The following is a 9,745-nucleotide window of genomic DNA, read 5'->3' on the forward strand; positions in this document are numbered from 1 at the left end:
TTTAGTCTCCTTCTCCCCGTATAGTGACGGGGAGAAGGAGACTAAACCAGCGGCTTCAGCGCCACCCAGACAGCACCGCCGATCAGGCCCAGGAAGATCAGCCAGCCGACCTGGTTGTTCGACCTGAACAGGCGCAGGCATTGGTCCGGATTGTCGATATCCAACACGGCGATCTGCCGGGCCATATGCGCGCCGGCGGCGATCAGTCCGGCCAGGGCCACCACCGGAGCCTGCGCCGACGCGAAGGCGATGGCAAAGCAGATCAGCGCGCCGCCATAGAGCCCTGCCAGCCACGATTTGGTGTTGTCGCCGAACAGGCGTGCCGTCGAGCGGACGCCGACAATGGCGTCATCTTCCTTGTCCTGATGCGCATAGATCGTGTCGTAGCCGATCACCCACAGGATCGAGCCGATATAGAGCATCACGGCAGGCCCATCGAGATCGCCGAACTCGACCGCCCATCCCATTAGCGCGCCCCAGGAAAAGGCAAGGCCGAGCACCAGTTGCGGCCAGTTGGTTATCCGCTTCATGAACGGATAGATGGCTATAACCGCCAATGAGCAGATGCCGAGCAGGATGGCGAAGCTGTTGAACTGGATGAGCACCACGAGACCGACCAGGGCCTGCAGGGCAACAAACAGCCAGGCCCGCCGGCGCGTCGCCTTGCCGGACGGCAGTGGCCGCGAGCGCGTGCGCTCGACCTGGTTGTCGATGTCCTCGTCGACGAGGTCGTTGTAGGTGCAGCCGGCGCCGCGCATGGCGATGGCGCCGGCCAGGAACAGCACGAGATACCAGGGCGCCGGCAGCAACGAGAGCAGCGGATCGCCGGAACGCGGATAGGCGCTCGCTGCAAGGGCAGCCGACCACCAGCAGGGCCACAGCAGCAACTGCCAGCCGATCGGCCTGTCCCACCGGGCAAGCTGCGCATAGGGCCATATCGAGCGCGGCAGCACGCGATAGACCCAGTGGCCGTTCGGCGCATCGGCGACACGGCCCTGGGCCGCTTTCGACTGGATAGGTTCCATGGTGCTGGATTGGCAGCAGACTCGAAGGCCGTCAAGCAGTCTCGCCGGCGGACCGGTTCATGATGCGAAGATGTCGTGCGAGGCGAACCAACCCTTGGCCACGTCGATGAAGGACAGCGCCGCATTCGACACACGCTGATGCGTGTCATAGGTGAGCAGGATCCGTTGCATGGGCAGCGGATCCGACAGCGGCTTGCAGATGAGCGGCAGCCCGTCATAGCTGCGGTCACCGTGCGGGCGGGTGTAGCTGACCGCAACGCCGAAGCCGTTGGCGACCATGCTGCGCTGCAGTTCGAACGAGCTTGTCGTCGTATCGGCCACCGGCGAAAGGCCGCGGCTGCGGAACAGGTCGAGCATGTGCTGCCAGCTGTGTGGCTGGTCGGTGGTGATCAGCGGATAGGCGGCCAGATCGGCAAGGCTGACCGATGGGCGATCCGCCAGGGCATGGCCTGCCGGCAACAGCGCATGCGGGCGAAGTTCGCGCAGCAGGATGCGGGCGAAATGCGTCGGCAGGCTGAGGTCATAGGTGAGGCCAAGATCGATGGCCGCATCGGCGAGCCGCCGCCCAAGCGTCTCGAACGTCTCGTCGCGAACGACGACCTTGACGGCTGGATAGCGTTCGGAGAAGGCGCGCAGCAGGGCCGGCGCGAAGAACGGCGCCAGGTCCTCGAAGCATCCCAGCACCAGTTCGCCACCGACGGCCGATTTGCTTGAACCCAGGCCGACGAGTTCGTCCGTCTCGGTGAGAACCTGTCTTGCCTTGGCCACCACGGCGCGGCCGAACGATGTCGGCGACACGCCGCTTCCCCGCTGGCGGACGAACAGTTTCTGGCCGAAATTCTTTTCGACGGCATCGATGGCCACCGAAATCGAAGGCTGCGAGACGTTCAGCATTTTTGCCGCGCCAGTGACGCTGCCATAGCGCGCCACGGCAACCAGGTAGCGCAACTGCGTGAGGGTCACATTCATAGGCATACCCTATGTGAGAAATGGAAAGTTATTATTTTACTGAATGAAAGCGGGTTGCGATAGTCGGTCATTCCAAGAGGAGAACATCATGGCTTCTGACACCGATACCCAGGTCATCGACGCAAAGACGATCGCCGACTACCAGCGTGACGGTGCTGTCTGCATTCGCGGCGCCTTCAAGGGCTGGGTCGACACGATTGCCGCCGGCATCGAGCGCAACATGCAGAACCGCAGCGAAACCGCGTCCGACATAGCCAACGGTCGCGGCAGTTTCTTCGACGACTACTGCAACTGGGAGCGCATTCCCGAATTCGTCAGCGTGGTGCGGGACTCGCCCGCCGCCGAACTGGCGGCGGCGGTGATGCAGTCGCGCACCGCGCAGTTCTTCCACGATCATGTGCTGGTCAAGGAACCCGGCACGCAGAAGCCGACGCCCTGGCATCAGGACATCCCCTACTACTTCGTCGATGGCCAGCAGACCGTGAGCTTCTGGATACCCATCGACCCGGTGAAGGAAGCGACACTGCGGCTGATCGCCGGTTCGCACAAATGGGACAAGATGATCCTGCCTGTGCGCTGGCTCGACGACAGCAATTTCTACGCCGGCGAGGGCGACTATCTGCCGGTGCCCGATCCCGACCAGGACCCGTCGATGAAGGTGCTCGAGTGGGAAATGGAGCCGGGCGACGCCATCCTGTTCGACTTCAGGACCGCGCACGGCGCGCGCGGCAATCTGACCGCGGCGCGGCGCCGGGCGCTGTCGCTGCGCTGGGTCGGTGACGATGCGCGCTATATCGAGCGGCCGGGGCGCACCTCGCCGCCCTATCATGGCCACGGCATGCAGCCGGGACAGAGATTGCGCGAGGACTGGTTTCCAGTGGTCTACCAGGGCTGAAGCGGGCCAGAATATGGGCGCCGGAATTCGGCGCCCATATTCTGCCGGGGATAACGTTCCCGTGCGCAATTCCGATCAAAGTGCCCGGATGCCTTGACCCGTCCCGCAGAGAGCAATAGCGGGTTCTCTGAGAGACTGTTTGGAAATTCTACTCTGTCGGCCATCTGATGGCGTTTTCTGCGCTTCCGTTGCTCACGGACCCAAATGTCCGCTGCGCTACGGTTCTCGAAACCACCATCATATGACTCGCCAGAGCGAATTTCGAAACAGTCTCTGCAGGATTGTCGGCATCAAGAGGTGGCCATGAACGTTCTTCTTCTCGGCTCCGGCGGCCGCGAACATGCGCTCGCCTGGAAGATCGCCGCATCGCCGTTGCTGACCAGGCTTTATGCCGCTCCCGGCAATCCGGGCATCGGCGGCGAGGCCGAACTGGTGAAGCTGGACATCGCCGACCATGCCGCTGTAGCCGCGTTCTGCCACGAGAAGAAAATCGACCTCGTCGTCGTTGGCCCGGAAGGGCCGCTAGTCGCCGGCATTGCCGACGATCTGCGCGCGCAAGGCATTCGCGTCTTCGGACCCTCCAAGGCCGCCGCGCAGCTGGAAGGCTCGAAGGGTTTCACCAAGGACCTTTGCGCCCGCTACAACATCCCGACCGCCGCCTATGGCCGGTTCAGTAATCTGGCCTCCGCCAAAGCCTATCTCGAAAAGACGGGCGCACCGATCGTCATCAAGGCCGACGGGCTCGCTGCCGGCAAGGGCGTCACCGTTGCCATGACGCTCGGCGAAGCACAGGCCGCACTCGATGCCTGTTTCGATGGTTCCTTCGGTGCTGCAGGCGCGGAAGTTGTGGTCGAGGAATTCATGACCGGCGAGGAGGCGAGTTTCTTCTGCCTCTGCGACGGCACCACAGCACTTCCCTTCGGCACCGCGCAGGATCACAAGCGCGTCGGCGACGGCGACACCGGCCCCAACACCGGCGGCATGGGCGCCTATTCGCCGGCCCCGGTGATGACGCCGGAACTGGTCGAGCGCACCATGCGCGAGATCATCGAGCCAACCATGCGCGGCATGGCAGAACTTGGCGCGCCGTTCTCCGGCGTGCTGTTCGCCGGGCTGATGATCACGGACAAGGGCCCGAAGCTGATCGAATACAACACCCGTTTCGGCGACCCGGAATGCCAGGTGCTGATGATGCGGCTGAAGGACGATCTGCTGGTCCTGCTCAACGCGGCAACCGACGGCCAACTTGCGCATATGTCCGTGCGCTGGCGCGACGAGGCCGCACTCACCGTGGTGATGGCGGCCAGGGGCTATCCCGGCACGCCGGAAAAGGGATCGGTCATCCGCGGCGTCGAAGACGCGGCGAGCGACGGTGTCCAGATCTTCCACGCGGGCACCGCCATCAACGGCGGCGCGCTGGTCGCCAATGGCGGCCGCGTCCTCAACGTCACGGCATCAGGCGCCACGGTCGGCGAGGCGCAGGCGCGGGCCTATGCCGCGCTCGACCTCATCGACTGGCCTGACGGTTTCTGCCGCCGCGACATCGGCTGGCAGGCCGTGGCGCGCGAGAAGACTGGCGCCTGATTGGTGCTGATCGTGCGCTACGGGCTATAGGCCATCATCATGAAGCCTCCGGAGACGCAATTCGCTTCGGATCGACCTTGGCCATTGGAACGGCGCACTCGATCGCGATTCGCGCCGCCAACGTCGGATCGATAGCATCCTTGCCTGCCTCGATCGCACGCTGAAGTGCAAAGCCGATCGCGACAGGCGCCTGCGTTGGCGGCACTTCGTATAGCTTTAGCCCTTCGAGGACTCTTGGCCACAGGAATCTGACGTAGTTGAATGGGAGATCGCCGGGGCGGTGTTCCGCGGTAAGCTGCGGCTGCCCGAAACCCTCACCACCTACCACCGTGCCCGCGACGTGGCGCATGGTTTGATGCACCATATCCAACGAGACACTGCCGCCAAAGGCCCGCGCCGCCCCCAAGGCCAAACTCAGCAATGCGAATTCGCTTTCAATCAGATAACGGTTGGGGAGATCACCGAAGAAGTAGTGATGGCCGTCCTTCCCGGTCACTATTGCCAGGCTGGTGCCGTCTAGCGGGCTCCGGTCGACTTCGCTCAATGCGGCCACGAGGCATGAGAAACCGCCGGTCGAGGCGAGGATCGCAAGGAGATCTTCTATGCGCACGCCGCGACCACCATTGGCGACGATTTTGCAGATCATATCGAACAGCAAACGCCCGACGAGTTGTGGACGTGCAAGAGGCTGCTCACCTTCGGTCCTGCGCAGGTGATCGAGCACGGCGCGATGCCCAGGATGAGCTTCGCCATTTCCGTCACCTGCTGGCGGAGAAGGAGTTGTTTGTGCTGACGATGATGGTTTGCGGCCAAAAAAAGGAAGTTTCATAGAAACACTTTGGCGCAGAGCCGTTAAGACCCTGTAACTTGCAAGACGACAGCATATTGCTGTCTTTTGCTTCTATGGGTGCGGTGGCTGACGAGAGTGCGGCTTTTGTGAGTCGGCTGCATGCGCTAGGTACTTCTGCCTCCGCCATCTATTCAGGCAGGTCGAAAGCAGCTGATGTCAGCGCTGGCCGCGGTCGAGCGTTGTTGAAGCGGTGCTGAGTGGATCGGCTGCGGCAAAGGCAGCGTCGAGTTGTGCGGGCGAACGCTGTTCGGTCCGCTTCCAGGCGACATACTGGACAATGCCGAAGCTCGGCCGTCGCGGCACCGTCTTCACGACAGGCATGCGGAAGCCGTCGCGAAATGTCGTCCAGCGCGTGCCCAACGCCACAACCATTTCCTCGAAGGTCGGCGGCGCCGCCACCGAGGCGTAGGTGATGGTGACATTGCCGGCGAGGCCGGCTTCGCGCGAGACCGGCAGCGGTATCGAGGCGAGATAGTCGGGCGGCACGTCGATGAGCCCACCGAACGGCCATTGCGCACGCAGCGTGGCGGCATCCATCGGTGCGACATTGACGTCGATGTCCTTGGGCGTGCCGGCGACCCTGTAAGGGCAGTGGAACCGGCCGCAATTGGCTTGCGCCGAAAACTGCCACAGCGCGTAGCCCTGCCAGTTGCCCATGGGAAAGTGCACGTCGATGTCGGACTTGTAGCGGGCATACCAGAGCGGCAACCGCGACAGGAGCCGGTATCGGTAGCTGTTGTCGGCAATGTACTGGGCGGTCTTGCCGTTGGTGTAGAGCACCGGGAAACGGCCGATGCGCCGATGCACCTGGCGCACGAACTCCTCGGCATCGTCGAGCGACATCCATTGCGAGGGATCGTTGCCCTCGATGTCGAGAGCCATGAGATCGTCGGGCGCGGGCTCGGCGAAATCGAGGAAATTATTGGCCTGTTCGACCGGGTTGCCGGGGCGGGCGAGGTGATAGGCGCCCCATTTCAAGCCGAGTGCCTTGGCCACGACCCTGCGCGTCTGGAACAGCTCGCGCGTCACCGCATGGCGTTTCCACAGTGCCTTGCAGAGCTTCACCTCGGTTTCGCCACCCAGACAGAAATAGGGTGGCGGCATACCGTCGGAGGCCTTGTTGATGAAGCCGACGACCCGCTTGTCGGTGGCGAGCTGAGCCCAGTCGATGGAATTGTATTCGTAGGCATCGACGACCAGGGCGCGGTCAGCGTTCTTCCAAGGTTCGGAAAAATCCGAAGCCTTTGCCGCCGTCGACAGCGCCATCGTCGCCGCGAGTGCGAGAAGCGCCGTGCGGCGAAGGAGCCGCGCCGTCCTTTTCAAACAGGGAATCCCCGTTGATCAAAGGTAGATGCTGAACCGCTATGGTTAAGGATTTGCTTTCGGGGGCCGGCGTCAGGAAAGCTGGCGTCGCATCAGCGGCTAGAATCCAAACGGGTCCGGCGCCGGCTCTCGCCGCAGCGTGCCCTCGGCGGCGCGTTTGCGGTGGTGGGCGAGGGAGCATTGCGGCGAGCACAATATGCCGCGATCCGACCAGTAGGCGGCACCGTGTTCCAGTCTGCCCTCATGGTAGCAGAACCCCTCCGCTCGATAGGGTAGGCCACATTCGATGCAGCGATAGGCGTCGGGTCTGGCAAGCATGGCACGGGTTCCGGTCTGCTGGTTCTGATCTGTCGCCGGTTGATTTGATCCGGCGCCGATTGAATCTAATACGCGCCGCCGCGATTGCAAAATCCGCGTGACAAAATTTGACGTTTACGTAAAAAGAAGATGGGAGACCGCTCAAAGAGCGGATGGTTTTGCAGCGGCACCGGCTCTAGGGTTGGCAGGGGCCGATGCATCAGGAGGAGTGAGCGGCATGTATCGGGCACCGGTCGAGGATATCGCGTTCACGCTCAAGCACGTGGCCGGCATGAAATCGGCGCTCGATGCCGGCAGGTTCGGCGATCTCGGCGAGGATCTGGTCGATGCCGTTCTGGGCGAGGCCGGCCGCTTCGCCACCGAGGAGGTCGCACCGCTCTACAAGATCGGCGATCAGCAAGGTGCCGTGCTGAAGGGCGCAGCCGTCACCACGCCGCCCGGCTGGAAGGAACTCTATCGCCGCTGGATCGATGGCGGCTGGAACGCGCTCTCCGGGCCTGAAGCCTATGGCGGCCAGGCGCTGCCGACCATGCTTGGCGTCGCCGCGCTCGAAATGTGGAATTCCGCCGCCATGGCCTTCGGCATCGGCCCGACGCTGACCATGGGCGCGGTCGAGGCGCTCGACAAACACGCCTCCGAAGACCTCAAGGCGAAATATCTCGAAAAGCTCGTGTCGGGCGAGTGGATGGGTACGATGAACCTGACCGAGCCGCAAGCCGGTTCGGACCTCGCCGCCTTGCGCGCCCGCGCCGAGCCTGCTGGTGACGGCAGCTACCGCATCTTCGGTCAAAAAATCTTCATCACCTATGGCGAGCACGATTTTACCGACAACATCATCCACCTGGTTCTGGCGCGGCTGCCCGATGCGCCGGCCGGCACGCGCGGCATCTCGCTGTTTTTGGTGCCGAAATTCCTGGTCGGCGACGATGGCTCGCCGGGCGCGCGCAACGACGTCTTCTGTTCCGGCCTGGAGCACAAGCTCGGCATCCATGCCTCGCCGACCTGCACCATGATCTATGGCGATGGTTTCCAGGGCGCCAAGCCGGGCGCCATCGGCTGGCTGATCGGCGAGGAGAACAAGGGCCTCGCCTGCATGTTCACGATGATGAACAATGCGCGGCTTTGTGTCGGCATGCAGGGGGTCGCGGTCGCCGAGGCCGCAACGCAGAAGGCGATTGCCTATGCCAACGACCGCCGGCAGGGCAAGGCGGCAAGCTACGCTGGTGCCGGCATGGCGCCGATTGTCCATCATCCCGACGTGCAGCGCAATCTCCTGACCATGAAGGCGCTGACGCAGACCGCGCGGGCGATCAGCTATTCTTGTGCCTATGCCATCGACCTGGCCCGCCTATCGGCCGGCGACGAGGGAGCGCATTGGCGTGACCGCGCCAATCTGCTGACGCCGCTGGCCAAGGCTTTTTCGACGGATGTAGGCGTCGAGGTTGCCTCGCTCGGCGTCCAGGTGCATGGCGGCATGGGCTTCATCGAAGAGACGGGCGCGGCCGCCTTCTACCGCGATGCACGCATCGCGCCGATCTACGAAGGCACCAACGGCATCCAGGCCATTGATCTGGTGATGCGCAAATTGCCGCTTGGCGGCGGCGACCATGTGCATGGCTTTATCGGCGAACTGGCTGATGTGGCCGGAGCGGTGCGAACTTCGAATCTGCAAGGCTTCGGCCGCACCGCCGATGCTCTCGACTCAGCGTTTGGCGATCTGACGCAAGCGACCCGTTTCCTGCAGAAACTGGCAGCCGACGGCCGGCCGGACGAGGCGCTGGCGGGTGCGACGCCTTATCTCAGGCTGATCTCGCTTGCCGCCGGCGGCGCCTATCTGGCGCAGGGCGCGCTTGCCGATCAAGGCCGTATTCCCCTTTGCCGCTTCTTCGCCGAAAACCTGCTCGGCGAGGTCAGTGCCTTGAAGGCGCGCGTTGTCGATGGCGCCGAAAGCCTCGCCGCTGCCGGCAAAACGCTGATTTCCGCCTGACGTTCACAAGGAAAAAACCGTGACAGACCACATCCTCGTCGAGCGCCAGGGCGCCATCCAGATCATCCGCATGAACCGGCCGGACAAGAAGAACGCGCTGACGCGCGCCATGTATGCGAAAATGTCGGCTGCTCTTGCCGAGGGTGACGCCGATCCTGCGATCCGCGTCCACGTCTTTCTCGGCGTGCCCGGCGCCTTCTCCTCCGGCAACGACCTTGCCGATTTCATGGCCATAGCGACGGGCGGCGACGGCGGCACCGAGGTCTGGGATTTCCTGATGGCGCTGGCCAAGGTCGAAAAACCCATCGTCTCCGGCGTCGACGGCATTGCGGTCGGCATCGGCACGACGCTCAACCTGCATTGCGACCTGACTTTCGCCACGCCGCGCACCGTGTTCAGGACGCCGTTCGTCGATCTCGGCCTGGTGCCCGAGGCGGGATCCAGCCTTCTGGCGCCGCGCATCCTGGGACAGCAAGCTGCGTTCGCGCTGCTCGCCCTCGGCGAAGGTTTTTCGGCCGAGCGCGCGAAGGCCGCCGGCCTGATCTACGAGGTGGTCGAGGAAGCAGCACTTGAAGCCTCGGTGCTGGCGGCGGCGGGCCAGATCGCGGCCAAGCCGCCGCAAGCGCTGAAGATCGCCCGCGACCTGATGCGCGGCTCGCGCGACGATCTCGTCGCCCGCATCGGCGAGGAAAGCGAACATTTTCGTGAGCGGCTGAAGTCCGATGAGGCGCGCGCTGCGCTGACGGCCTTCATGACCAGGAAGAAGGGCTAAGTGGAAGCTGCCAATCTCCCCC

9 protein-coding genes are annotated in these 9,745 nt (G+C 63.6%); 4 read left to right on the forward strand and 5 right to left on the reverse strand.

Translation table 11 applies throughout. The annotated features are described in order from the left end of the window. Window positions 1–41 precede the first annotated feature (41 nt). Together ubiA and FCU66_RS38240 are read right to left on the reverse strand one after the other, a co-directional pair. Complete coding sequence (ubiA, locus tag FCU66_RS38235) at window positions 42–1,025, reverse strand: 4-hydroxybenzoate octaprenyltransferase (RefSeq protein ID WP_136621304.1); 984 nt, start codon at window positions 1,023–1,025, stop codon at window positions 42–44. Window positions 1,026–1,082: 57 nt separating this feature from the next. Continuing rightward, window positions 1,083–1,994, reverse strand: coding sequence for a LysR family transcriptional regulator (locus FCU66_RS38240; protein WP_136621303.1), 912 nt, complete (start codon window positions 1,992–1,994; stop codon window positions 1,083–1,085). An 88-nt stretch (window positions 1,995–2,082) separates the two neighbouring features. Between FCU66_RS38240 and FCU66_RS38245 the strand changes: the two genes are divergently transcribed. Both FCU66_RS38245 and purD read left to right on the forward strand, forming a co-directional pair. After that, window positions 2,083–2,889, forward strand: a complete 807-nt coding sequence (locus FCU66_RS38245) for a phytanoyl-CoA dioxygenase family protein (protein ID WP_136621302.1) — start codon at window positions 2,083–2,085, stop codon at window positions 2,887–2,889. Between the two features lie 303 nt (window positions 2,890–3,192). Next, window positions 3,193–4,473, forward strand: a complete 1,281-nt coding sequence (gene purD, locus FCU66_RS38250) for a phosphoribosylamine--glycine ligase (RefSeq protein ID WP_136621301.1) — start codon at window positions 3,193–3,195, stop codon at window positions 4,471–4,473. Window positions 4,474–4,510: 37 nt separating this feature from the next. Here purD and FCU66_RS38255 read toward each other — a convergent pair whose 3' ends face one another. From FCU66_RS38255 to FCU66_RS38265, 3 genes are all read right to left on the reverse strand, one after another. Further along, window positions 4,511–5,302 (reverse strand): hypothetical protein, encoded by a 792-nt coding sequence (locus FCU66_RS38255; RefSeq protein WP_136621300.1) that lies wholly within the window; start codon window positions 5,300–5,302, stop codon window positions 4,511–4,513. A 177-nt stretch (window positions 5,303–5,479) separates the two neighbouring features. Next, on the reverse strand, window positions 5,480–6,589 hold the full coding sequence (locus FCU66_RS38260) for a glycoside hydrolase family 25 protein (RefSeq protein ID WP_136621305.1): 1,110 nt from the start codon (window positions 6,587–6,589) through the stop codon (window positions 5,480–5,482). A 156-nt stretch (window positions 6,590–6,745) separates the two neighbouring features. Then, a complete protein-coding gene (locus tag FCU66_RS38265) occupies window positions 6,746–6,964 on the reverse strand; it encodes a hypothetical protein (protein ID WP_136621299.1) in 219 nt (72 codons plus the stop codon). 217 nt (window positions 6,965–7,181) lie between these two features. Between FCU66_RS38265 and FCU66_RS38270 the strand changes: the two genes are divergently transcribed. Both FCU66_RS38270 and FCU66_RS38275 read left to right on the forward strand, forming a co-directional pair. Then, a complete protein-coding gene (locus tag FCU66_RS38270; protein WP_136621298.1) occupies window positions 7,182–8,951 on the forward strand; it encodes an acyl-CoA dehydrogenase family protein in 1,770 nt (589 codons plus the stop codon). Window positions 8,952–8,970: 19 nt separating this feature from the next. Next, window positions 8,971–9,723 (forward strand): crotonase/enoyl-CoA hydratase family protein, encoded by a 753-nt coding sequence (locus FCU66_RS38275; protein ID WP_136621297.1) that lies wholly within the window; start codon window positions 8,971–8,973, stop codon window positions 9,721–9,723. The last annotated feature ends 22 nt before the right edge of the window (window positions 9,724–9,745 follow it).

It is taken from the genome of Mesorhizobium norvegicum, from assembly GCF_004919685.1.
Taxonomy (GTDB): Bacteria; Pseudomonadota; Alphaproteobacteria; order Rhizobiales; family Rhizobiaceae; genus Mesorhizobium; species Mesorhizobium norvegicum.

What these genes read in the sequence shown, in the direction of transcription:
- FCU66_RS38260 (WP_136621305.1), bottom strand. Translation starts at nt 6,589, where the DNA reads ATGGCGCTGTCGACGGCGGCAAAGGCTTCGGATTTTTCCGAACCTTGG.
- ubiA (WP_136621304.1), bottom strand. Translation starts at nt 1,025, where the DNA reads ATGGAACCTATCCAGTCGAAAGCGGCCCAGGGCCGTGTCGCCGATGCG.
- FCU66_RS38255 (WP_136621300.1), bottom strand. Translation starts at nt 5,302, where the DNA reads ATGAAACTTCCTTTTTTTGGCCGCAAACCATCATCGTCAGCACAAACA.
- FCU66_RS38265 (WP_136621299.1), bottom strand. Translation starts at nt 6,964, where the DNA reads ATGCTTGCCAGACCCGACGCCTATCGCTGCATCGAATGTGGCCTACCC.
- FCU66_RS38245 (WP_136621302.1), top strand. Translation starts at nt 2,083, where the DNA reads ATGGCTTCTGACACCGATACCCAGGTCATCGACGCAAAGACGATCGCC.
- purD (WP_136621301.1), top strand. Translation starts at nt 3,193, where the DNA reads ATGAACGTTCTTCTTCTCGGCTCCGGCGGCCGCGAACATGCGCTCGCC.
- FCU66_RS38270 (WP_136621298.1), top strand. Translation starts at nt 7,182, where the DNA reads ATGTATCGGGCACCGGTCGAGGATATCGCGTTCACGCTCAAGCACGTG.
- FCU66_RS38240 (WP_136621303.1), bottom strand. Translation starts at nt 1,994, where the DNA reads ATGAATGTGACCCTCACGCAGTTGCGCTACCTGGTTGCCGTGGCGCGC.